This is a genomic window from Paenibacillus sp. EKM301P (assembly GCF_011800295.1).
In the GTDB taxonomy this organism is placed as follows: Bacteria; Bacillota; Bacilli; order Paenibacillales; family Paenibacillaceae; genus Paenibacillus; species Paenibacillus polymyxa.
On sequence record NZ_JAALFM010000008.1, the window covers coordinates 42,710 to 67,392 of the forward strand.

General features: G+C 46.8%; 21 protein-coding genes and 1 riboswitch. Of the genes, 11 read left to right on the forward strand and 10 right to left on the reverse strand.

Features of this window, described 5'->3' with window-relative positions:
* Positions 1-157: 157 nt before the first annotated feature.
* The 4 genes from HFD99_RS18425 to isdC form a co-directional block, all read right to left on the reverse strand.
* Positions 158-4,525 (reverse strand): NEAT domain-containing protein, encoded by a 4,368-nt coding sequence (locus HFD99_RS18425; protein ID WP_123797657.1) that lies wholly within the window; start codon positions 4,523-4,525, stop codon positions 158-160.
* 99 nt (positions 4,526-4,624) lie between these two features.
* Positions 4,625-5,122: an NEAT domain-containing protein gene (locus tag HFD99_RS18430; protein ID WP_167440973.1), complete on the reverse strand. Its 498-nt coding sequence runs from the start codon at positions 5,120-5,122 to the stop codon at positions 4,625-4,627.
* Positions 5,123-5,153: 31 nt separating this feature from the next.
* Positions 5,154-5,621: an NEAT domain-containing protein gene (locus tag HFD99_RS18435; RefSeq protein WP_025365835.1), complete on the reverse strand. Its 468-nt coding sequence runs from the start codon at positions 5,619-5,621 to the stop codon at positions 5,154-5,156.
* Between the two features lie 72 nt (positions 5,622-5,693).
* Positions 5,694-6,209, reverse strand: coding sequence for a heme uptake protein IsdC (gene isdC / locus HFD99_RS18440; protein WP_025365836.1), 516 nt, complete (start codon positions 6,207-6,209; stop codon positions 5,694-5,696).
* Between the two features lie 398 nt (positions 6,210-6,607).
* Between isdC and HFD99_RS18445 the strand changes: the two genes are divergently transcribed.
* The 4 genes from HFD99_RS18445 to isdG are packed head-to-tail and all read left to right on the forward strand — an operon-like array spanning position 6,608 to position 9,733.
* A complete protein-coding gene (locus tag HFD99_RS18445; protein WP_025365837.1) occupies positions 6,608-7,585 on the forward strand; it encodes an ABC transporter substrate-binding protein in 978 nt (325 codons plus the stop codon).
* A gap of 9 nt (positions 7,586-7,594) precedes the next feature.
* Positions 7,595-8,593, forward strand: a complete 999-nt coding sequence (locus HFD99_RS18450) for a FecCD family ABC transporter permease (RefSeq protein WP_025365838.1) — start codon at positions 7,595-7,597, stop codon at positions 8,591-8,593.
* Positions 8,590-9,381: an ABC transporter ATP-binding protein gene (locus HFD99_RS18455; protein ID WP_016820298.1), complete on the forward strand. Its 792-nt coding sequence runs from the start codon at positions 8,590-8,592 to the stop codon at positions 9,379-9,381. The genes HFD99_RS18450 and HFD99_RS18455 overlap by 4 nt, the downstream gene beginning before the upstream one ends.
* Before the next feature lies 1 nt (position 9,382).
* Positions 9,383-9,733, forward strand: coding sequence for a heme oxygenase (gene isdG / locus HFD99_RS18460; protein ID WP_016820299.1), 351 nt, complete (start codon positions 9,383-9,385; stop codon positions 9,731-9,733).
* A 92-nt stretch (positions 9,734-9,825) separates the two neighbouring features.
* Here isdG and HFD99_RS18465 read toward each other — a convergent pair whose 3' ends face one another.
* The 4 genes from HFD99_RS18465 to HFD99_RS18475 all read right to left on the reverse strand — a co-directional run bounded on the left by HFD99_RS18465 (position 9,826) and on the right by HFD99_RS18475 (position 13,537).
* Positions 9,826-10,836, reverse strand: a complete 1,011-nt coding sequence (locus HFD99_RS18465; RefSeq protein WP_019688607.1) for an MBL fold metallo-hydrolase — start codon at positions 10,834-10,836, stop codon at positions 9,826-9,828.
* A 209-nt stretch (positions 10,837-11,045) separates the two neighbouring features.
* Entirely contained in the window at positions 11,046-11,156 is a 111-nt protein-coding gene (gene cydS, locus HFD99_RS26095) for a cytochrome bd oxidase small subunit CydS (protein ID WP_014278118.1), read from the reverse strand.
* 6 nt (positions 11,157-11,162) lie between these two features.
* Positions 11,163-12,194 carry a cytochrome d ubiquinol oxidase subunit II gene (locus tag HFD99_RS18470; RefSeq protein WP_025365839.1) on the reverse strand — a complete coding sequence of 344 codons (1,032 nt, stop codon included), beginning with the start codon at positions 12,192-12,194 and terminating at the stop codon, positions 11,163-11,165.
* A complete protein-coding gene (locus HFD99_RS18475; protein ID WP_025365840.1) occupies positions 12,191-13,537 on the reverse strand; it encodes a cytochrome ubiquinol oxidase subunit I in 1,347 nt (448 codons plus the stop codon). Before HFD99_RS18475 ends, HFD99_RS18470 begins: the two co-directional genes overlap by 4 nt.
* 359 nt (positions 13,538-13,896) lie before the next feature.
* Between HFD99_RS18475 and HFD99_RS18480 the strand changes: the two genes are divergently transcribed.
* The 4 genes from HFD99_RS18480 to HFD99_RS18495 all read left to right on the forward strand — a co-directional run bounded on the left by HFD99_RS18480 (position 13,897) and on the right by HFD99_RS18495 (position 19,221).
* A complete protein-coding gene (locus HFD99_RS18480; protein WP_025365841.1) occupies positions 13,897-14,445 on the forward strand; it encodes a MarR family winged helix-turn-helix transcriptional regulator in 549 nt (182 codons plus the stop codon).
* Positions 14,446-14,534: 89 nt separating this feature from the next.
* Positions 14,535-15,767: an MFS transporter gene (locus tag HFD99_RS18485; RefSeq protein WP_025365842.1), complete on the forward strand. Its 1,233-nt coding sequence runs from the start codon at positions 14,535-14,537 to the stop codon at positions 15,765-15,767.
* 395 nt (positions 15,768-16,162) lie between these two features.
* Complete coding sequence (locus HFD99_RS18490) at positions 16,163-17,296, forward strand: virulence factor (RefSeq protein ID WP_016820305.1); 1,134 nt, start codon at positions 16,163-16,165, stop codon at positions 17,294-17,296.
* Between the two features lie 121 nt (positions 17,297-17,417).
* Positions 17,418-17,620: riboswitch (Lysine riboswitch) on the forward strand.
* Between the two features lie 134 nt (positions 17,621-17,754).
* The gene (locus tag HFD99_RS18495; protein WP_016820306.1) at positions 17,755-19,221 is read left to right on the forward strand and encodes an amino acid permease; all 1,467 of its coding nucleotides are present in this window, start codon (positions 17,755-17,757) and stop codon (positions 19,219-19,221) included.
* Between the two features lie 122 nt (positions 19,222-19,343).
* Here the strand turns inward: HFD99_RS18495 and HFD99_RS18500 are convergent, their stop codons facing one another.
* Both HFD99_RS18500 and HFD99_RS18505 read right to left on the reverse strand, forming a co-directional pair.
* Complete coding sequence (locus tag HFD99_RS18500; protein ID WP_025365843.1) at positions 19,344-20,720, reverse strand: MFS transporter; 1,377 nt, start codon at positions 20,718-20,720, stop codon at positions 19,344-19,346.
* 48 nt (positions 20,721-20,768) lie between these two features.
* The gene (locus HFD99_RS18505) at positions 20,769-21,896 is read right to left on the reverse strand and encodes a transglutaminase domain-containing protein (RefSeq protein WP_017425971.1); all 1,128 of its coding nucleotides are present in this window, start codon (positions 21,894-21,896) and stop codon (positions 20,769-20,771) included.
* Between the two features lie 280 nt (positions 21,897-22,176).
* Here HFD99_RS18505 and HFD99_RS18510 point away from each other — a divergent pair, with 280 nt between their 5' ends.
* The 3 genes from HFD99_RS18510 to HFD99_RS18520 are packed head-to-tail and all read left to right on the forward strand — an operon-like array spanning position 22,177 to position 24,635.
* Positions 22,177-22,422, forward strand: a complete 246-nt coding sequence (locus HFD99_RS18510; protein WP_016820309.1) for a FeoA family protein — start codon at positions 22,177-22,179, stop codon at positions 22,420-22,422.
* On the forward strand, positions 22,413-24,422 hold the full coding sequence (gene feoB / locus HFD99_RS18515; protein WP_123797658.1) for a ferrous iron transport protein B: 2,010 nt from the start codon (positions 22,413-22,415) through the stop codon (positions 24,420-24,422). Before HFD99_RS18510 ends, feoB begins: the two co-directional genes overlap by 10 nt.
* Before the next feature lie 36 nt (positions 24,423-24,458).
* Positions 24,459-24,635: a FeoB-associated Cys-rich membrane protein gene (locus tag HFD99_RS18520; RefSeq protein ID WP_080690751.1), complete on the forward strand. Its 177-nt coding sequence runs from the start codon at positions 24,459-24,461 to the stop codon at positions 24,633-24,635.
* Positions 24,636-24,683 lie beyond the last annotated feature (48 nt).

Genomic DNA, 24,683 nt, shown 5'->3' on the forward strand with positions numbered 1-24,683 from the left:
GAAAATCCAATCACCTCAATTCAAAATATAGAGCAACAGCGTGAGTCCCACTTTTTCGGGTATGTAAATGCTGACAAGTCTTGATGCCGGGACACCAAGACTTGCTCGCATACAAACTTTGCTGTTATTCAGGCTTTATTGATGCCATAACCTGAGATTATTTCACCTTTAGGCTTGCTTCATCAAATTGGAACTGAACCGTATACCAGTGATCATACGGTACTCCGCCTAGGACCAAACCAGGCACAATAACGTGTGTGTAAGCACTGATTTTCTGAGACAAGTCCCCTACCTCAAATTGAACGATACGTGTATCACCGGATGTCGAGATCACTTCCACATCTTTTAGGATACCGTTTTGCTCCACTTGTAGAGTCGGCATCCAAGAGCTGTTTTTCAAAGTGATTTGGATATAGCGCTTGTCTCCCTTTTCAATCAATGTGGCTGGTTTATCGAGATAACCATCCATAACGGACGCTTCATTCGTTTTGTCTTTAAATACGTTGTAATTGATCGTGTATTGCTTCTCGGAAGCCGTTTGAACCGACTGTTCAACTGCTGGTTTTGCTTCAGCTACCGAGGTGGTCGTTTCTGCTGCTTTGTCCGTAGAAACTGCTGTTGATTCAGTAGCGGTTGCGGTTGTAGCTGCATTGACTCCCTCACCTTTGAGCGATGCACGGTCAAATTGAATCTGTCCGCCGAATTTCTCATTAAAAATGTATTTCTCAGGCAGATATACCTGTGTGTACACACTCAGCTTTTTATCCAGATCGGGTACTTCGAAGGCAATTGTGTGTGTATCACCTTTTGTGTCGGTACCCACAATCGTCGGATTCGCATAGCGGCCCTCAAAGTCCGTTTGGAATAATTTCAAAGCCTGATTGTCTGTTACGGTTACATGGGCCTGGACCTTACCATTTTTCACAATCAACTTCGCCAGACTCTGTACAAATGGAGCCACCAAAGAATCCTTGTCCGTTCCGTTTGCAAGCACACGGAAGTTCGCCGTGTACTCTCCATCGGCTAAGTTATTTTTCCCCTGTTCTACTTCGTCTGCTTTGGTTTCGTTGTGATAAGATACATTACTGGTATCGAATTTAAATTCAAAATCATATACCTTTTCTACTCGATCCTCCGCCTTGAAAACCATCAGAGCGCTACTTGCCACTTTTGGAGCTTCGTAGACAACCAGTTGACCTTTTACGTTGTTCTTAAAGTCACTTACACTGAAACGAACGTCCTTCGTATTACTTGCTGCATCTTCCCGGGTCACTTCTGCATCCTGATAACCTCCACTTGCGTTATCCCAAATGCGCAGCGCCTTAACTTCATTGCTGTTTTGCAGCTTCAGACCTACAAACCGTTTGTCGCCTTCCACGACCAATTGCGCTGGTTCATTAGTGATGAAGCGTTGAGCCGGAGATTCAGATCCTGTGATGCCATCTGGCAGCACAATGGTGAATTTCAATGCATATTTCCCATTGGCAAGCTTGTCAAAATCCAGTTTAACGATAGGATCAGCCGCCCCTGAAGAGGTAGGCTCAACAAAGCTGCGAATGGTGGCAGGCTCGAATTGGAACTGCACATCATATACGTGGTCATATGGGATGCCACCCAAATCTAATCCAGGTACGATGACATGCGTGTTCACTGTAACTTTATCTGACAGATTAGGTACTTCAAATTGTACTGTTCTTGTGTCTGCAGAGGTGGACTGTTCAACCACCTGAGCTTCAGAACCATTTACTTTAAACGTTTTAATCCAGCTGCTCTTGTCCATTTTAATTTGAATGATATTTTTACCAGACTGTTTTAACAGTGTGGCTGGCTTTTGCATATATCCATCCATCACAGATATTTCATTGCTTCCGTTTTTGAATACGGAGAAATCAATGCTGTATCTGCCATTTTCCACTGGAGTTGTGGTTCCGTTATCCGGACCTTTAGCCGTAACGCTACTGCGATCAAATTGAAGACGAAGCTTATGATCCATCTCATAAACCCCACCTGGATAGGTCGTGCTCACATGTACCTGTGCATTCAGAATAGCGTCCAAATCGGCCACCTTGAATTTCACAACACGTGTATTCGCATTCTTATCCTCACTAACGATATCTGCATCTGTCAACGTCCCGTTTTGTTCTGTTTTGAACTCTGTCACGGTGGTGCTGTCTTTAATCGTAAAGGAGGCTTCATACTTGCCCTTCGATACCGTCAGCGTAGCCGGAGACAATAAATATTGCGCCATGGCCGATTTTTGATCTTTGGTTGCATGCAACGCATCGAAATTGATTGAATACGTTCCATCAGCTAAATTCTTTCCAGGCGTGCCTGGTGTACCTGGCGTCCCAGGATCAACCGGGGTTGGAGCATTTGTAATGCTGTTTTTGTCAAATTGAAGTCGAAGTTTATGATCCATCTCATAAACCCCACCTGGGTAGGTCGTGCTTACATGGACCTGTGCATTCAAAATCGCGTCCAAATCGGCTACTTTGAATTTCACAACACGCGTATTGGCTGTCTTGTCCTCGCTTACAATGTCTGCATCCGTTAATGTCCCGTTTTGTTCTGTCTTGAACTCTGTTACGGTAGTGCTGTCTTTAATGGTAAAGGAAACCTCTTTTTGTCCTTTTGCTACCGTTAAAGTCGCTGGAGATAACAGATATTGCGCCATTGCGGATGGCAGATCTTTGGTTGCATGCAGGGTATTAAAGTTAATAGCATACGTTCCATCTGCCAAGCTAGGTGATGTAGGTGCAGAAGCCAATTGAAGATCTACATTATAGGTATGCACGTAGCCCAGTTCAGGCCAGTTGATACTTACCCATGCGCTTAACTTAGCAGGTATTTCTTTAACCTCGAATTCAATAACTCGTGTATTCGCAGTTTTGTCTTCACTTACTGTAGCAACATTAGTTAATACTCCGTTTTGTTCTACCTTAAAACCATCAATCTGCTCACTCTTTTTCAAGGTAAAACGAACATACTTCTTGCCATTACGTTCAATCAAGGTGCCTGGTTTCTCTGTATACCCATCCATCATAGAAACTTCATTCGTTCCATCCTTCAAAAGAGTGAAGTCCAGATTGGATGTCGTTTCTGGAGAGCTTCCATTCTCTGTGATACTACTTTTATCGAACTGAAGACGAAGTTTATGGTCCATCTCATAAACCCCACCTGGATAAGTCGTGCTCACATGGACCTGTGCATTCAAAATTGCGTCCAAATCAGCTACCTTGAATTTCACAACACGCGTGTTGGCTGTCTTGTCCTCACTTACAATATCTGCATCCGTAAGTGTCCCGTTTTGCTCTGTTTTGAATTCTGTTACGGTAGTGCTGTCTTTAATGGTGAAGGAAACTTCTTTTTGTCCCTTCAATACCGTCAAAGTCGCCGGAGACAACAGATATTGGGCCATGGCCGATGGCTGATCTTTGGTTGCATGCAAAGTATCAAAGTTAATAGAGTACGTTCCATCCGCCAAAGTTGTTGGTACAGGTACAGAAGCCAACTGCAGATCTACATTATAAGTATGCACGTAGCCCAACTCAGGCCAGTTGATGCTCACCCATGCATTCAGCTTGGCTGGTAGTTCTTTTACTTCAAACTCGATAACTCGTGTATTCGCATTCTGGTCTTCACTTACAATAGAGGTGTCAGTTAACACTCCATTTTGCTCTACCTTAAAGCCATCAATTTGCTTACTATTCTTTAACGTAAACTGGGCATATTGTTTGCCTCCACGCTCAATTAGCGAGCCTGGCTTCTCCGTATACCCATCCATCATGGACTTTTCCTCTGTTCCATCTTTCAAGAGGGTAAAGTCCAAATCAGCTAACTTTTCTCCTGTGCCAGGAGGCGTTACCGGTGGTGTCACTGGTGGAACGGTTGGATTCTCGGTTGAGTTTTTAAGTCTCAAACTGGAAGGATCAAACTCAATCCATTCCTTCACTGAACGGTCCGGATCGGTATCTACATACCATGGAGAACTGCTGTTAAATCCAAACTCCGTATTTACATTTTGATGAAAATCATAAACATCGAAGCTTACCGTTCCCGAAGCTTTTCCGGAATCTACTTCTATTTTGGCGGGAACCGTTTCCCCGTTTTGTTCAACTAGAAATTTCGAAAGCCCTTGAGCCTCTGCAAATTTAAATGAAAAATGGTATTTTCCATCTTTAATAATCAAATCTCCAGGGTAGGTATAATTTGTTTTAAAACTTGAATCCTTGGTGCTTCCACTGACTGTCTTGCGCAAAGGCTTATAATCAATCAGGTATTCTCCATCTGCATAAGTCGCTTCAGTTGTTGTTATAGCATTCGTAGGCTCAACATATGGACCGGGCAGTTCTACCGGATACTCATAAGTAGCATACGTAGCACTAGTCACTGTAGTGCTTGAGTCAGGCAAATTCGACGAAGTGGATTCATCCTCGGGTGTTGCTCCTGCGTATGGTGAAAATAAAGAAAACAACATTAGAATAGCAGCGAATGTCGTAATATATTTGTTCAATCGGCTTTTCAAGGTGATGTATCCCCCTACTTAAAATATACTCATTTGGAGCTTTGGAACTAAGCTCCAAATGAGCATTCAGTTCAAAATCATTATCTCAAAAAGAAACCCTTAGATATCACTGTCGTCGAATTGGAATTGAACAACATAGTCGTGATCGTAAGGAATGCCGCCAGTGTATTCTTTTGGTACACTTACATGCAACTTAACGTTCAATTTTTGAGCAAAATTACTTACAGGATACTCTACTATTCTTGTATCACCTGATGTACTTACCACAGTCGCATTCACATACTGGCCGTTTTGTTGCGTTTTGAATTCAGTAACCCAAGCACTTTTAGTAATAGCTACTCGCACTTTGTATTGACCATTCGTAACAATCAGTGTGGCTGGTTTTTTTACATAACCATTGGTATCCATGTAAGAAGGCTCAGTGGTTCCATCTTTATAAACGGTATAAGGCAATTGATACGTTCCATTAGGCAAAGCCGCGTTCGCTTGATTAGCTGAGAATGGGGCTAGTACCACAAAAACAAGCGCAGCCATCAATACAGTGAGCATTACTTTTTTTAGAGACAATTTCTCCATACGATTCATAATCATGTTCATGTTTTAATCTCCTTTTACGTTTTATTTTGGATTAGATTTCGTCGAATTGCAGTTGTACATCGTACTTGCCTGTGTAGCCAATCACTGGGATGGTAATTTCAGCGTAAGCATTTACTTTGGCATTCAGGTCAGCCACTTCGAATTCCACGACACGAGTGTTGTTCGCCGGATTTGTGCTTACTACAGTCGCATCTTGCAATACGCCATTTTGCTCTACTTTGAACGCCGTAATCAGATTGCTGCTTTTCACAGTCAGACGAACAACATTTTTGCCATTAGCTACCGTAACCTGAGCAGGCTTCGTCAGATAGCTGTCCAATCGAGAAGTTTCATTGGTTTGATCCTTCAGAACGGTATAATCTACGTTATACGTGCCGTCGGCTGCTGCTGCTTTAGCAGAAAGTGGAGCCATCAGTGCAAAAACAAGTGCTGTCATGATCAGTGCTACGAATGCCTTCTTGAAAGAAAATTGCTCAAAGCGATTCATTACCATATTCATATCTACACACACTCCTCAATTTTTTATGCTTGAATTTATGTTGATTTTATGAACGATAAAGATGGCTTCAATTTACTTTTTGGAAGAATTGGCTGATTTCGCTGACTGGACGGCTGCCACTTTTTTGATGCTTTTGGAATCAAAAGCGAAGCGGATCGTATAGTCATGATCGTAATTGTAAGCAGGGACAGTAACATGGATTTTAGAGATCAACGGGCTGTTGACACTCGCAATGGGAAATTGCACGGTGCGAGTATCGGCTTTGGCATCCTTTTGGATGACCTTGGTATCGATGATTTTACCTTTGTAATCCACTTTAAACCCGGTTGTCCATTCGCTATGATTCAGCTTAATTTGCATGGTCATTTGACCTTTTTTTACATACAACTTAGCTGGTTTTTCAAAATAATCATTAGCCATGGACACCGAATCATTTTCTGCCTTGAGAATATTGTATTTGAGCGTGTATGTACCATCCGCCAATTTTGGAGAAGCCGCAGCGGCTCCTACAGATAACGAAGTTGGCCAAAAGCTCAGCACACTCACCAGCAGAAACACAGCAATAATTGCAGAATACCCCTTCTTCATTTTGACAGCAGTCCCTCCCCACGAGAATAAACTAATTGATTATCATTCTCAATTGATAATTTAAAAAAAATAGCTCTTTTCGAGCTTGTCTCCCCACCTCTCTATTCCATAATTTCGCAAAATCAAGTAAACCCATCACCAATATATCTTACACTTTTCGAAAATGTCAATATGTATTTGTGTGTACGTAATCCCTTGATATATGCTATTTTTTAATAAAAATTTGTAGTTCCTTCTTCTATAATTAGAATGACTCTCTTTTGTTTTTAGTTCAAAATTTATTTAAAAAATTGCTTTTTTCAATTGACAATACTCAGTGATATTCATTATCATTCTCTTATACATAAATGAAAATGATTATCATTATTGTTTAACTTGAAAATTGCAGGAGGAATAACATGAAATCTTATGTGTTGTGGTCGTCCGCAGCGCTTTTATTGGCAGTTACCGGATGTAGTAATGGTACCTCCGCAGATCAGAAACCAGCCAGCGTTTCCGTATCTACCGCTTCAAGCACGACAAGCGGCGCGACGATTCAAGTTACTGATTTTTCAAAACGGACGTTGGCGTTTCAAAAGATCCCTCAACATATCGTTGCGCTCAGCAATGGCGATCTGGATATTATTTACGCATTAGGCGGGACAGCCGTGGGAAGACCCAACTCCAATGGACCTTCCGTCGTACCTGCTGCTGAAAACGTTCAGCAAATAGGCTCCACCCATGAAGTGGATCTGGAGAAAATTACGATGCTCAAACCGGATGTCGTGCTAGGCAATTATCCTATGAATGAAAAAGACATTCCAGCTATTGAAGGAGTCGGTTCACAACTGCTGCTGACTGGGGCCAATTCAGTTCAGGATATCCAGTCACAAATTACGCTGTTCGGACAATTACTGCAAAAGCAGGCCGGGGCCGTAAAGCTGAACCAACAAATTGACCAACAGGTAGTCAAACTGCAAAAAGAAACAGCCTCTACCTCCAAACCGAAGGTGTTGCTGGTTTACGGAGCCCCGGCCACGTACATGGCGGCGCTGCCGAATTCTCTAGGCGGGAATATTTTGGAGGTTGCAGGTGGCTCCAATATCGCCGCTGATTTTCCGGGCCTGCAAAATTTCCCGCAATATGCGCAGTTGAACACAGAACGCATCGTACAGGCTGACCCTGATTACATTTTCATCATGACCCATGGTAATACGGAAGAGGTTAAAGCCGCATTTATAAAGGAAATGCAGGAAAATGCAGCTTGGAACGGAATCAGGGCAGTCCAAAACAATCAGGTCGAAGTTTTACCTTCAGATTTGTTCGGGACGAATCCGGGGACACGGGTCACTAAAGCGCTGGATTTGATGCACCAAAAGCTGTATCCGGCGAAATAGGCGATGACGATGAACAAACTACAGCGCACCAGAAGACGCACCATCGCCTGGATTACCCTTCCGATCTTACTGCTAGCTGTCTCTGTGTACGGTCTAGCCTACGGTTCGGTGTCGATTCCACTTCAAGAAATCAATCAGGTTTTGCTACATAATGATGAATCCACATATCGCACGATCCTAATGGATCTCCGACTACCCAGAGTGTTGGTGGGTTTACTGGTAGGCGCTTGTCTCGCAGCTTCAGGAGCACTTCTTCAAGGCGTCATGAAAAATCCATTGGCTGACCCAGGCATTATTGGTGTATCGGCTGGAGGTGGGCTTGCAGCCGTCATTACGATGGTGATGCTTCCACAGCTTAGTTACCTTCTTCCGGTAACCGCCTTTTTGGGAGCCTTTCTGAGTGCGATCGTCATTTACCTGCTGGCTTGGGACCGAGGGGCTTCCCCTGTCAAAATTGTACTGGCTGGTGTTGCAATCAACGCGTTGCTGGGCGCGCTCACCAACGGAGTAATGGTCATGTACAGCGACCGCGTACAGGCTGTACTTCCTTGGCTATCCGGCGGGTTAAATGGACGAAGCTGGCATCATCTGGAGTTCATGGCTCCTTACGCTATCATTGGCTTAATCGCCTCTTTGTTTGCCATTAAGCCTGCGAATTTGTTGCTATTGGGTGATGATTCAGCACAGCTGCTGGGCCAGCGGGTAGAGCTTCAACGGATGCTCATTATCTTGCTCTCTGCCCTGCTCGCCGGCACGGCGGTCAGTGTAGCCGGGCTGATCGGGTTCGTAGGACTGGTCGTTCCCCATGTTATAAGGCTGCTCATCGGGGAAGATTATCGTTTCCTCCTCCCCCTTTCCATTGTGGGCGGTGGGACACTGGTTGTCCTAGCCGATACAGTGGCACGCTCTTGGTTTGATCCGATTGAGCTGCCTGTCGGTATTTTGCTGGCCGTCATTGGGGCACCGTTCTTCTTAATCCTGCTCAAGAAACGGGGGAATTTCGGATGACAGCCATTCAGGGTAAGCATCTTTCCTTACAACGCGGGTATTTCCAGCTGGACGATGTGAACATTACCTTGCCCGCCGGACAACTCACTGCCATTGTCGGTCCCAACGGCTCAGGCAAGTCTACGCTTTTGCGGATTTTGACCCGGCTGCTCAAGCAGGATCAGGGCAAGGTTTCCGTACTGGGCAGGCCCGTAGAGGAATATAAACGGCGTGATTTTGCCCAGACGATTACCATGCTGCCGCAAATGAAGGACATGCTGCCGTTATTAACAGTCCGTGAGCTGGTCGCTTACGGAAGATCCCCTCATACCAAGGGTTTGAGGACAAGTCCTACCAGGCAAGACCAGCATATTATCGACCATGTCATGGGAATCACAGGCATCAAGCCCTATGCAGATCGGATGTTCCATACTCTATCGGGAGGTGAACAACAAAAAGCGCGAATTGCAATGGCCTTGGCCCAACAAACGGGTATTCTTTTACTCGATGAACCAACCACTTTTCTGGATATCGCCCATCAATTTGAAGTTATGGATATGCTGCGGCGTATCAATCACGAGTCCGGCTTGACGATTGTTATGGTACTGCATGATTTGCAGCAAGCTGCGGCCTATTGTCATCATATGATTGCGCTTAAAAAGGGACGAATCGCCGTCGCTGGCGAACCCCGTCAGATTTTGACGTCTGCTTTTCTTCGCGACATTTATGAAATGAACGCTACCATCAAATTTGAGGATGGCTATCCGGTTATTATACCGACCATACCACATCATTCAGGAGGAATTTAATATGGTTATCGTTACAAATACATCTAAAATTACACCGGGCAATGCCCACCTGCTCATCGAAAGATTTAACAAAGAAGGACAGGTTGAAAAAATGGAAGGCTTCCTCGGTCTGGAAGTGCTGCTGACGGAAAACACGAAGGATTATGAGGAAGTAACGATTAGCACACGCTGGCAGGAAAAAGAGAACTTCCAAGGCTGGACGAAAAGTGAAGCGTTCCGCGAATCCCACAACCACCGTCAAATTCCAGACTATATTATTGAAAACAAAATTACATTTTATGAGGTTAAAATCGTTCGTCATCCCATCTCGAACAATGATTCCTCTTTGGCGAGTGATATCGAAGCCGTTTAATTCTGGACGGTAGCCTAAAACTAGAAAAAGCGGCTCGGCAGGCAAATTCATTGTCCACCGAGTCGCTTATTTTATATACGTTACTGAACCCTTCAGATTCTAGTTGAGCAACGGCGCCCAATTTTCAGCGTCTCTCCGTGCCCCAGTACATGGATGCGTTCCTTTGCAATCCCCAAGCGCTCTCGCTCCACTTCAAGACGATCCAGCGCCTCTCTCGGCGTATCGTCCGCCAGCTTAAAGGCTCCATAGTGCATCGGGATCATCTGATCTGCGCCGCAATCCACAAAGCCCTGCAACGCCTCCTCCGGTGTCACATGCTGTGAGGTCATGAACCATTCCGGTTCATACGCACCAATCGGCATAAAGGTCAGATCAATAGCAAAGCGCTCGCCAATCTCCTTAAACCCACGGAAATATCCCGTGTCTCCCACAAAATACAACGTAGGTGCCTCCGCTGAATCTGATTCTGCGTGAGCATCTGAGCCTGCAACAGACGTGGCAGAACCGATCACCTGCTGCTCACTTTGCAAAACGTATCCACCCCAATGTGAAGTATTGGTATCAAACGGCGTACGCCGTGTCCAGTGCTGTGCCGGAACAAATGTAATCCGCACTCCACCTACCGTAAAATGCTCCCACCATTGCAGCTCATGGCAGTTGCGAAAGCCTTTGCGGATCATTTTCGACTTTAACCCCGAGGGGACGAGTATCAATGTATCTGCACGATATAACTTCCGCAACGATGCCAAATGTAAATGATCATAATGCGAATGTGACAGCAGAATGATATCCAGCGGTGGCACATCCTGAATGCGAATGCCGGGCGGAGCCAATCTTTTATCAAAAGCCATACGCTCTGCCCACACCGGATCGGTGACCATATTCAGCCCAAGGTACTGAATGAAAAAGGTGGAATGGCCCACCCAGGTCGCCGTCGCCATTTCCCGATTACTATGCAGAAACTCCAGCTCCGGGAGATGGTTGGGCACAACGAACGTGTAATCCTTTATTTTGCTGCGTCGCTCCTGCCGCCATTGTCTGAATTGCTTGATGGTTTTATCGGTATTTACATGATCCATATTGTTAAAACGCACTTTAGGCATGATGCAGCCCCTCCCTGACAGACCCGTTCTCCAAAAAACACAACGGTTCAATTTAACTATATATTGTCACTCAAATGTGATCATGAAATGATGCAACATCCTGAACTATGTAAAGTATAATTCAATCACATCTGTAAAGGAAATTCTGCGATAATACAGCAAAAACAGACCTCCCGGATCTATCAGAAGGCCTGCTCCACATGTTATTGTCAGTCCTGTGGATTTTTAAAGCGTGCCGAATAAATAAACAAAAACACAATCGCCACCACGATAATGATCGGCGACTCATACATGATCGTAAAATGCTCGAAAGCAACCACTCTAACTCACCCCTTCTTTCCCGCTTGTCCTCGTACATACTTTGCATCGAACAGAAACAATCTCAATATCAGGATCAGCGAAGGAATCAGCACCAGCAGACCCGCAACAAACGCCGTAATCAATGCATACGCCATCGTAGAGTTCGTAAAGCTGTTATATACATTAATGTAGGGATACAGAACATACGGAAGATGTGAGCGGCCATAGCCATACCAGGCAAATGCAAATTGCAGCATCACCAGGATGAAGGAGATACCCAAATGCCGCCGCTGCCAGACCAGATACACTGCTCCCACAAAGCATATGAAGGATGCGACAAACATCCAGGCCATACTAAGCATATTGGCAAAATGGTCTGGATTTTGTTTGTTAATCTGGAAAAATGCGAACAAACTCGCCAAAATCGTAGGAGCACTCCAGAGTAACGCGTACCCTCGTACGATTTCAAAAGCTACCTTGTCCCCTGCCCTTTTGGCATAAAAGGACAAAAACATCGCCGATATATACAATACACTCACCAGCGCCAGAATAATAACTGCCCACGTGTAAGGGTTGCTTAATAGCTGGCCCCATTGCAGATGAACACCTGTGCTGTTCTCTACAATAATGCCACCTTCTGAAATAGCGAGGACCGTCGACAGTGCTGCGGGAATCAGCAGCCCAGTCGCACCGTACAATGCCATGTAGACGATATTATTTTTACCCGAATGTCCATACGTATTGTAAGCATAATATACTCCCCGGATCGCAAGCAGCACAATCGCAATACTGCCCGGAACGAGTAACGCTGTACCATAGTAATAGGCGGCATCCGGGAAAAACCCGTTTAATCCCACCACAAAAAAGATGAGAAATACGTTCGTTACCTCCCATACCGGAGACAGATATCGTTGAATGATATTGTGGATTTTGTTCTGGTGGCCTGTCAGCACACTGTAAAAGCTGAAAAAGCCTGCACCAAAATCAATGGATGCCACAAGCAAATATCCAAACAGGAAGGTCCACAATATGGCGATACCTACAATTTCATAGCTCAATTGCCTTCAGCCCCTTCCAGGCCCAGCTGTCTTATCTCTTCCACGGCATCCTTATTACGGAATAGCTTGCTGAGTACCTTGATGGCCGAGAAACACAACACCAGATACAAAATAACAAACAACACCAGCATCCACCCAACACTTGTAGAAGTGGTTGCTGCTTCGGACACCTTCATATATCCGCGTAGAATCCACGGCTGTCTGCCGACCTCTGCAAACATCCAGCCCAGTTCAATAGCTACCATAGCCATCGGTCCGACCAAAATGAGCGCTAACAGTAGCCATTTGGGGTAGGGTTTGCGACCTGGCAAACGCTTACGGATCAGATACAGCAGTGGGATGACGAGAATCAGCACTCCTGTGGTGATCTTGAGGTCAAACATATAATGAATAGACAGCGGCGGACGCTCCTCCACCGGATAGTCATTTAACCCCTTAACCTCTGTACTAGGCAAATTACCAGCCAGGATACTAAGTGCATAAGGCACTTTCAGGGCATATTTGATTTCACCGTTTTCGTCCATAAAGCCGCCATATACAAAGGGGGCGTGTGTCATCGTATCAAAATGCCATTCGGCGGCAGCCAACTTCTCCGGCTGATATTTGGCCAGAAATTTACCGGATGCGTCTCCTATCAGCACTGTACTGATGGCAAATACAATGGTACAGGTGGCCGTCAGCTTCAGCGCCTTTTTAAAATAAGGGTGATTACGCCCCCGCAGCATGCTGTAAGCAGCCAGCCCCATCAGCACCCCTGCGCTCAATGTATACGAGGAAGCCAGTACATGGGACACTTTGGTCGGCGTGGCCGGGTTTAGCATAGCCTCGATGGGATGAATATTGGTCATGACTCCATTTTTGAGTGTAAAGCCTTGAGGTTGGTTCATGAACGAGTTCACAGTCGTAATAAAAACCGCTGAGGCAGACGAGGCAATCGCTACCGGGATGAGCAGCATCAAGTGAAAATATTTACTTTTAAACCGATCCCAGGTATACAAATAGATGCCTAGGAATATTGCTTCGATAAAGAAAGCAAACGTCTCTAAAAACAGGGGCAGCGCAATCGCTTGTCCGGCCACCCGCATAAAGGTAGGCCACAGCAAACTGAGCTGTAGACCAATGGAGGTGCCTGTCACGACGCCCACGGCGACAGTAATGACAAACCCCCGAGCCCACCGCCGTGCCAGCAGTGTATAATGCGGATCACCAGTTCGCAGCCCGCGCCATTCTGCAAGTGCAATCATTAAGGGTACGCCAACGCCGATGGATGCAAATACGATATGAACAAACAGGGTAATTCCGGTCAGCATCCGGCTTAGCAATACAGGGTCCAGTGAAGACAAATGGGTTTCACTCCTTCATTTCACATTTTTAATAGGGAAAACTTCGAATTCACTCTTGATTACCAACTAGGGAGTCAAGCGAGCTATGCTTTTAATTACGGCATATAGCATAATGGCCGCAATTACTATACATACAATAATGAGCGTTCTTTCCTGCTTGCGGAACATAGGAACGCCTCCTTCACTTATCTTTTGGCGCATTTTGGTAACCTATTTACAGTTTGGTTCATTCAGCTGATTTTTAACCCTGCTTCTGTATTGAATGTAGCAGTATTTCTTTCTAGATATTGTTTTATTCATGACAATACGTTATATTGATATATAGTTAGATAACCTAATTATATGAAAAGAGTGAACTTATGCCGCCAAAACAAAGGAACTTCATCCAGCAATCTCTTCCTCGTCTGGGACCAGAACCTTATCTAGAGTTAATGGATCAAACTGCCCTTGCAGAAACAGACCGACGACTTGCTCGTATTGGTCTCTTCTTGCTATGGACAGGTGATAATGTGCTCGACGCGGTAGATTTGGATCTAGCTGCTTACGGCCTGACAGAGAGTAAGCTAGATTTATTGTTGCTATTGAGATTGCACCAATCCCAGGCTCAGATGAGCCCCTCTATGATTGCTGACCGTCTAGGCATCCGACGTGCATCTGTAACATCCCTCCTGGATTGGACAGAGCAACGAGGCTGGATTATCAGAGAACATAGTTCTACAGACCGGCGCAAAATTCATGTACGCATTACAGAAGCGGGTTCTCACCTTGTACAGCAAGTGCTCCCTGTATTTTGGTCTTCCTGTGCTTCCCTAGCGAGTATTTTGGAGCCCGAGGAGCAGATCGTTTTTTCACGGATTATAGAAAAAATCCATCATCATATGGAAGACAAACTGGGGGTGGGCAGGTAATTTTTTTTGAACATATAATTAGGTTATCTAATATATTTAATTGTTTGTATTTCAAATTACTTATTTGATGATGAAGGAGTGTTCTATTGATGAGTAAACTACGAACAAAAGATACCGTTATCCAGAAGGAAAATGTTGCTCTCCCTTATGCATGGATGACTGTAATCCTATGCTGGTCAGCGGTTGTCGTCATGTCCAGCCTGTATGTGACGATCCCTTTGGTCCCTCTCTTTGCTAAAGTATTTGGAAAAACGCTAGCTGAAGCAGCTCTGCCGGGAAGTATCTTTTCCTTAGGCTTTGCAGCGGGATGTCTTATTTATGGAGGATTGTCTGATCGCTTTGGACGCAAGCAGATTATCGTCGCTGGATTGCTCGCATTGACGATCCTTTCGTTATCCCTCAGCTTAACCAGTCAGTATTCTGTATTAGTTGCACTGCGCTTGCTTCAGGGCTTGGCGGCAGCCACCTTTTCCCCCGTTGCTCTCGCATACGCCGTAGACATGTTTCCAACCGAAAAACGGGTAACGGCCATCGGCTTTATCAGCACCGGTTTTCTAGTGGCAGGTATTGCCGGACAGGTATTTAGTATTATCATCAGCGAACAAATCGGATGGAATATGGTATTTCGGATGCTAGGTGTTTTGTACGCAATCACCTTCCTGATCGTTCTTTTTTTCCTGCCTAAAGCTCCCTCCCCGCAACGAGGGGTTCGTATTTTGGCAGCCTTCGGTCAGTTGGGGACCGTTCTGCGTTCGTATCCTTTATGGTTAAGCTACACGATTGCTTTTGTTCTTCTGATGTCATTTGTGAGCATGTATACGGTTTTGGGAAGCTACCTTGGCAGTCCCGAATTTGGCCTGAATAGTAGACAGATGCTATATGTCAGGTCGGCTGGCATCATCGGCATGCTTCTCTCACCCTTCGCCGGAAAATTGGCCCTGAAATTCGATGTACACCTTGTATTACGTACAGCTCTTCTTCTTTCCATCCTTAGCTTGGCGCTGATGGGAATGACACATTCTCTAATAGCTATCGTGGTATTAAGTGTATGTTTTGTCAGCGGCATTGCCCTGAGTGTCCCTTCACTCATTACAATAGTTGGTCAGCTCGGCGGGGCAGCAAGGGCCATAGCGGTCTCACTATATACCTTCATCCTGTTTGCCGGTACGAGTATAGCCCCTATGCTTTCCATTCGTTTGATGGGGAATGGCGGCAATCAGATGACTACATTTATGCTGCTGGCGGCTGTTCTGTCTGTGGGACTTATCGCCTCCCTGCTCATTCGCCGCCGTCAAAACGATCCACTGAAGCGGGATGCATAATACAACATCCGACTAAAACCGAACTTAAAAGTTACCTATAGTGCCACTGCGCAATCGGATGTTACTTCCCACCGCACCGTCCCCGGATTTCTAGAATAAAACTATGAATAGGGTAAAAATCCGGGGACAAAAGCGACCGCTACGCTTGTACAGCACCATTCCGCCTACTCCGTTTTCATGTTCATTTTTTCGAGTTTGGCTTATATAGCATCCTGTTTTCATTCAAAAATACTCCTATTTAACAGGTATACTCATCTAAATCATGTGATATATGTCATTGTGTTTTCTCTATAAACGAAAACTCTCTCTTTGGAGACCTACGCAGAATGAGGTACAATACAGATAAGCTATATATGATATATGGAGAACTTTTGAACAGGAGGCTGTACCGAGCTATGAAGATAACATCTATCGAGCCAACTCCCAGTCCGAACACCATGATGCTGCATCTGGATGAGCGGCTGGAAGCGGGTATCCGCAGAACATATACACGGGACAATGAGCGTTCGGCTCCCCCATTTATCCGGCGTATGCTGGCCATTGAAGGGGTCAAAAGCGTGTTTCACACGACTGATTTTGTAGCCCTTGACCGTAAAGGAAATGCCGATTGGTCTACTATTCTGGGTCAGGTCCGGGATCAGCTAGGCGAGGAAGGTGCTGACGCTAATTGGGATTTACCAGAGGAAACCTCTGGGGAAGCGTTTGGCGAAGCACAGGTTTTTGTACAATTTTTTCGCGGCCTTCCCATGCAAATTCGAGTTAAAGCGGGTCAGCAGGAGGAACGAATTTCCTTGTCCGACCGTTTCGTGCAAGCCGTTACCCGTGTAGCAAGTGCAACGCTGATCAAGGAACGTAAGCTGAGTGATTACGGCGTCCGCTACGGTGAACTGCCGGATATTGCCCGCGAGGTTGAGCAGGAATTGGAGGCAGCCTTTCCGCAGGATCGGCTGGAACAAATTATCCAGCAGGCGATTGCCCACGGCGCGGACAACAGCGAATTCGTGGAGGAACGCCGCGAGTGGAGCGATGCCGAACTGAAGCAGGCCCTGCAACACGAAGACTGGCGCACACGCTACGCTGCGCTGGATCGGCTGGAGCCGACGCCCGAGCATTTGCCCCTGATCCGGCAAGCGCTGCATGACGACAAAATGCAGCTGCGGCGGCTGGGAGTCGTCTATCTGGGCGATATTCGTACACCGGAGGCGATGGAACTGCTGTTCGAGGCGCTGCGCGATCCTTCAGCGGCAGTACGCCGCACTGCTGGCGACACGTTGTCGGACATTGGCGATCCCGTCGCTACCAGTGCTATGATCGGAGCCCTATCGGACAGCAGCAAGCTGGTTCGCTGGCGTGCAGCCCGTTTTCTATACGAGGTTGGAACCGAGGATGCGCGTGATGCGCTGGAGAAGGCCGTCGATGACCCCGAATTCGAGGTCAGTCTACAAGCTAAAATGGCGCTGGAGCGCATCGAATCAGGCGAGCAAGCCGCAGGTACGGTTTGGCAGCAGATGGCCAAACGGAACTCCTGATTTAAGAATCGATAAGTGGATTTTCAAAAAATTGTCGATTGTCAGAAGGTGTACAGGTACGATATACTGTAGTTCGCTATACAATATAATATCATGTCATACACCTCATCAACCTGTTTTATGATGAGGTAGAGGTCGCGGATGTAATCAGTACACTGGAGGAGACGCCAAGAGCCGTCTGAGATTCCAGTAGAAAGGTACACCCGCCGAAGTATGCGGAGCTGACTCTTTGTAAATACTCCGTATGCTGGGGCTGCTAACCGAAAGGAGCAGAACTGTCACGCGATGTCCTAACACAGACACGTGTGTTGAGCTATCTTGTTATAGAAGAAGGTATGGTGCGGAATGCATAGACAAGACCGCAGGCGTATTCCCTGCGGTCTTTTGATTTATATACTCCCCCTCCTTCTGGCTCTTGCCCTGACATGAAATACAATTTCATGAAGGAGTGTTTGAACGTGCAACACAAAGCAACACCTGACGCAACCTTGCGTAAAAGTCTTAAAGCCCGTCATATGACGATGATCGCCCTCGGCGGCTCGATCGGAACAGGGCTATTCCTCGCCAGTGGAGGCGCGGTCGCCGAAGCTGGACCCGGCGGTGCCCTGCTGGCTTATGCAGCAGTTGGCCTTATGGTCTACTTCTTAATGACCAGCCTCGGTGAGTTGGCTACGTTTATGCCTGAATCCGGCTCTTTTAATACCTATGCAGGTCGCTTCGTCGATCCGGCTTTTGGTTTTGCCATGGGTTGGAACTTCTGGTACAACTGGGCAGTAACGATTGCTGCCGAATTGGCAGCAGCAACCGTGCTCATCAAATACTGGTTTCCAGAAAGTCACTCTGCCTGGTGGAGTCTGTTATTCTTGGCCATAATCTTCTTGCTGAACGCGTTGACGGTCAAAGGCTACGGTGAGTCCGAATACTGGTTCGCGATGATTAAAATTGTGACTGTAATCATCTTTTTGGCCGTAGGGGTGCTGATGATTTTCGGCATCATGGGTGGTCCTGCGGTGGGCTTTGCCAACTTCACGGTAGGAGATGCCCCGTTCCATGGTGGATTCTTCGCTGTATTGGGCGTATTTATGGCTGCGGGCTTTTCCTTTCAGGGAACCGAGCTAATTGGGGTAGCCGCTGGCGAAAGCGAAAATCCGCGTGACAATGTGCCACGTGCTATCCGCCAGATCTTCTGGCGTATCTTGTTCTTTTATATTCTCGCGATTCTCGTTATTGGTTTGATCATTCCGTATACGAATCCGAATCTGTTGCGAGGAGATATCAGTGATATCGGAGTCAGTCCGTTCACGCTCGTATTTGAAAAAGCGGGGCTTGCCATTGCTGCCTCAGTCATGAACGCCGTTATTTTGACTTCCGTATTGTCGGCAGGCAACTCGGGTATGTATGCAGCGACTCGGGTACTGTACGCTTTGGCGCGGGAAGGTAAAGCCCCCCGTTTCCTTGGGCGTATCAATCGACGCGGCATTCCTATGAATGCACTTCTGATTACGACTGCTGTTGGTATGCTGGCTTTTCTCGCCTCCCTGTATGGAGACGGTGTAGTCTATAACTGGCTGCTCAATGCCTCTGGAATGTGCGGATTCATTACGTGGGTTGGGATTGCAGTCAGCCACTATCGTTTCCGCCGTGCCTTTACTGCACAGGGTCACAGTCTGAGTGAACTTCCCTACAAAGCCCGCTGGTTCCCGTTTGGACCGTTGTTCGCCTTTGCTCTATGTATCATTGTCATTATTGGGCAAGGGACGGATGCTTTCACCGGACAGGAGATTGACTGGAAAACGATGATCGCTACGTATATGAGTGTGCCGCTGTTCCTTCTGCTGTGGCTTGGCTACAAATGGATTAAACGTACTAAAATCGTTCCATTAAAAGAATGTGATTTGAGTTCAAATCCGCCTTCGGATAAATAATAGAATACCGTGTGTGATAAAAAGCCCGTCTCCACATATCAGGGAAACACGCTGATACACCTGGTCCCAAGACCGTTATCCGCATGTTCCCCTGTATATGCCCGGAGACGGGCTTTTTCTGTTTATTTGGAAGAAGCAGCTACTTCAGCTGATAAAGACATAGATAAGGCACGACGACTAAAAATACCGTATATGACAGCAATCAGTGTCAAGACTGCTGAAAACAAGTACAAATTAACGATACCCAGATGATCTGCAATCCAGCCCATTAAAAGCAGCGAAATACAAAACGTCAGGCTTGTCAGCGTAGCCTGGGCGGACAGCACCTTAGGCAAATCATGTATCGACACACTCATTTGCATCATCGTGCGGCGGGAGACGACCGACATTTCCGCAGGTAGCCCCATCAACAGCACGATAAGCAGCGTTAGTGGCGGTAATGTGTTCAGTGCATACCAAGCTGTCAGCAGTCCATAGCCTGCCATTCCTGCCAGCATGGCGGGCAGCAGTCTGCGCTGCAACAGCTTGACGCAGGCAAGAACTACGATGCCGCCACCAATCGCCCCTGCAAAATACGCGGCATTGATGTATCCCCACCATGCCTCGCTCTTGTGCAAGACCTGCTGAGCGAAGGCAAGCGTGAACGCGCCTACCCAAACCGATCCCCCCAGCAGGTCAATCATATCCATAAAAATAAGAGCCTTCAGTCTGCGACTGGCTCCGATGAGACTCCAACCTTCTCGCAGTATTTCCTTTTTACGTTTAGGAGGCACCGACGGACTCTCTGATTCCGGACCATACAGCTTATCTTCCAACTGTGCGGGAGGCAAGTCATGGTGCCCTTGTCCCGGCTCGGTTACAGCCTCATAAGCTGAGACATCTCCATTTTGCACCCTTGTTCCAGGCTGAAGCAAATAATGGGCTTTGCCTTCTAGGGGATCTCGAATCAAGCTGGTGAAGATCAGCGCTATCATATACAGACCGCCAGCCACCAGCAATGTTTTTTCCGAGCCCAGCATAGCTACGAGCACCCCACTAAGCCCCCACCCCGCTAATTGCACCGTCTGATCGCTGACCGATACCAGACTGTTTGCCCGCATGAGCCCTTCCCCGGAAGCAAGGCGGGGAATCAGCGCGTTGCGCGCAGGTGTAGTCCAGCCGTCCAGAAAGGACATGGCTGTCACCAACGCAAACACAATCACCCATACGGGCTCCGTGCCCGCTGACCACAAGTGGCCCAGCAGTACAGCGAAGAAGGCCAGTTGTCCGAACTGGGAAACGAATAAAATAAATGGAAGCTGGAACCGGGCCAAAATGAGCGGTGCCAAAAAGCCGCTGATCATCTGTGCACCCATTCGCAGCAACGGAACGAGCACCGAAGAGAAGATCGAATCCGTTTCATGAAAAACCAGAGACACAAGTGCCATAATATAAAGAATGTCGGCCGCATTGGACATCGTCTGCGTGCCAAGCAAATAGGTAAAGGAACGCTTGTGCATATAAATTAGAATACTCCTTTGTTAATGTAGCTTTTTACAGCAAAATCATCAGGTCCATTTTAGGGTTACACGAAGATTGCCGGTACTTCCAAGATCCGTAATCTGATAGGAAATGGACTTCAAGCCAAGTTGATATAAGGATTGCAAATCCTCCTTGAGACTTCGTTCCGTCCCCTGATAGCCGAAGGTAAGTGACGTTCCTCCCTTATTTATCACCTTATGAACCTGCTCCTTGATATCGGCGGATGATTTGACCAGCCCCTTGCCGTCTTGCAATGGATACTCCAGGTTATTGTACAGTTTTTGATACACGGTAGCCTTTGATCCTCCAGTAGCTATCAATGCCGATAAGGTTTCCCGATACGATGTATTCGCCTGAGGGTATTGTTTCACCCATGAGTGATCCCGCCGCATTTCTGAATCCGTCAGCAGATAATATGAAGTGCTTACCTCGTTCGCGCGATCGGGGGTCGGGTCATCCCATGTCGTATCCATGTGATACCATCGGCCATCTAATAAAACAAGATTCCATGCATGCAGCTGTCCCCCTGCTCTACCCTCCACAATCCGATTCGTAATCCCTGCTCGTTCGAGCATTTTATAGGCCAACAGCGAATAACCCTGACACACTGTGCTGCCCGTTTTCAGGCCATCGTAGGCTGTGTACTTTTGCTGTGCTTCATCATACTTCAGGCGAACGACGATCCAATCATGAATGGCCTTCACCTTTTCGTGATCCGTCATTCCCTTCGTAATGATATCCCCCAACACAGCTTGAACTGTGCTATCCACATATGCCGTCTGTTCCTTCGTCTCCCGGTAGCTTAAACGAATCGTAACCTGGGCGGAGGTGGTTGTGCCTGTATAGCTGAATGCGTAGCTTTTGATCGTATAATTCACATACGGATCGCTCTCCATCGCCTGTTGGATGGCTGTCTGTAGCTGCTGCTTGAGACCGTTCACTCGCCCTTGATATGTAAAGGTCAGCGTTTCACTCCGCGTAGCCATTGCCTGTAAAAGCTTGTTCTGAAGCTGCTGCGAGGATACGGAGGAAGTCGGCTTGACCGACGACGCATACACATTGCTGCCCCACTCTACAGCCTGCGGCAGCAACACAGCCAGCGCCGCACCTGCAACCAGACATTTTACAAGCCTAACCCCGATTTTTCTGTTCATACAGAGCGTTCCTGCCCTTCTTAGCATAGTTGTAAACAGCTCTATCTTACCATAAAAACAGTTGCCCCAAACGCTCTAGTTTTGTCGGTTACAGGCGAGTAAGAGTGCATTTAAAGGCAGGTTGTGACACCATGCTCTGCTATATAACAGTTGGGACCTTAGGCAAACATGTCGTTCGCAGAGAATTTTATCACAGCAATCTAGTACTCCTCATGATATGGTACTGGCATCGGAAGTAAATGATATTGATTCTCATTCTAGATCAGAAAGGCTGAGCACCATGCCAGAATGTATCTCGCTCCTTCGTACGCCATTAGGCCAAACTGTGCGTTTGCAATCTCTTGCCCCTCTTCATCCCTCATTGCGCCGACGCTTAACAGACATGGGCATCAACGAAGGCTCCATCATACGCTTAAAAAAGATCAGTCTATTGGGCGGTCCTATTGTTATTGAATGCAACGGACAGCTGGTCGGTCTCCGTCAAAATCAAGTGAAACAACTGGAGGTTGTTCCGACATGGACATGATCGCTCTTTTTGGCAATCCCAATACAGGGAAAACCTCATTATTCAACAAGCTGACTCGTACGTATGCAGAAGTAGGCAACTGGTCCGGCGTCACTGTGGAAAAGAAAACAGGAATTCTGCGTGACAAGTCTGCCGTATTGGTGGATTTGCCAGGTGCCTACTCTTTACTCCCTCTGTCGCTGGATGAAGGCGTCGCTACTCGTTATTTGCTGGAGGAGCCGCCTGCGGCGCTGATTAACATCGTGGATGCCTCCCAACTCCAGCGCAATCTTTATCTGACTGTACAGCTATTGGAATACGGTCGTCCGCTTGTACTCGGTTTAAACATGACTGATGTAGCCGATGCCACCGGTCTTCGGGTAAACAAGGAACTGTTGGCTGATCAATTGAACGTTCCCATTATTCCTATGGTGGCACGTACAGGTAGCGGAAGTAAGCAAATGCTTGCTTCCCTTCGAGAGGTCAGACATACATCCAATGCTTTTCAACTGGATTACGGCCCTGCCGTCGAAGCTGCTATTAAGGATATTTGCAACTTGCTGCCGAATACATCTGTGCCTCAGCTCCGTTGGGCCGCATTACAATGTTTGGAAAACAATCCGGTCGTCATGGAATGGATGACGAATGAGACACAGCGTGAACAAGTAATGGCACGCATCCAGCGTTGCGAACAAGAGCTTCTCAGGGAAGGGTATGCCATCCCCCCTGCTCAGCATATTCGTTCTGTACGAACAGCATGGATTGCTGATCTGTGCAGCAAGGCAATTGATACATCCAAACTCAGACCTCACAGTCTGACTGATAAGCTGGATGCACTGCTAACTCATCGGTACTTGGGGATACCGATCTTTTTACTGCTGATGTACGCTACTTTCAAGTTTACCTTCGATTGGGCGGGTACAATTCTTTCAGATATGCTAGATGAATTTTTTTCAGGGACACTCAGCAGCTGGATTTCTGAATTACTCGTTCACCTGAACGCGTCCGCTTTTACGCAAAGTCTAGTCGTGGACGGCATCGTGGCTGGAGTCGGGGGTGTGCTAGTTTTTCTGCCTCAAATTGCTATTTTATTTCTGATTATCTCGGTGATTGAAGACTCTGGGTATATGGCACGGGTCACGATACTCATGGATCGCTTGATGCAGGCTGTTGGCTTGAACGGGAAAAGCTTCATTCCCTTCATTATTGGATTTGGTTGTAATGTTCCGGCCATTATGGCGGCACGCACCATCGAACAACCAAGAGAACGCCTCATTACAACGTTGCTGGTACCCTTTATGTCATGCTCGGCCCGCTTGCCAGTCTATGCGTTGTTTGCAGGTGTGTTTTTCCCGTCACATGCGGCAAGCATTATCATGCTGATGTATGTGCTAGGGATCACCGTATCGCTTGTACTTGCCAAAATTTTTTCCAAAGTATCTATTTTATCAGGTGAGCCTTCCCTCTTCATCGTGGAGCTCCCTCCCTATCGGGTACCGCAGGCTCTTACCTTATTTCGCAGCACATGGGAAAAGGTCAAAGGCTTCGTCCGTAAAGCCGGAACGATTATTCTTGCAGGCTCCGTTTGCATCTGGCTCTTGTCCAATTTCGGTCCGCAGGGCTTCGGGGTAGAAATGGATGACAGCCTGCTCGCTACAATTGGAGGATGGTTTGCACCTCTATTGGCCCCTCTTGGTTTTGGTACCTGGCAAGCAGGCGCGTCCCTGCTCACAGGTTTTATGGCCAAGGAGGTAGTCGTATCGACTATGAATATCATTTACCACGTTCCCGATATGCAGGGATTGGAACTGCAAGTCAGTCATGCTTTTACACCGCTTGCCTCATTTAGCTTTATGGTGTTCATTCTGTTGTATGTGCCGTGTCTGGCCACGGTAGCGGTTATTCGCAAAGAGACACTCTCTTGGCGATGGACTGCATTTTCTGTGATCTATCCTTTGACCGTGGCATATATCATCGCCGTCTTGATCTATCAGTGTGGCAGATTATTAGGTTGGGGTTAATTCAGGCCCTACAGTATATAGAAGGAAGTGGATTCCATGATCAATGTAATTATTTTATTGGCGATCCTCGGTTATAGTGCGTGGGTGTTGGTACGATTTTTGCGAAAAAGCCGCCAAGGCGCCTGTGCCGGCTGTTCATCAAGCAAGTCATGTCCGGGCTGTGCCGTGAGTTCAGTGAATGAGGATCATGCGATAACGAAGAAAAGTATTTAATTCATAACATCATTACATGTAAAAAGCGGCTTCGGGGATTTCTACACC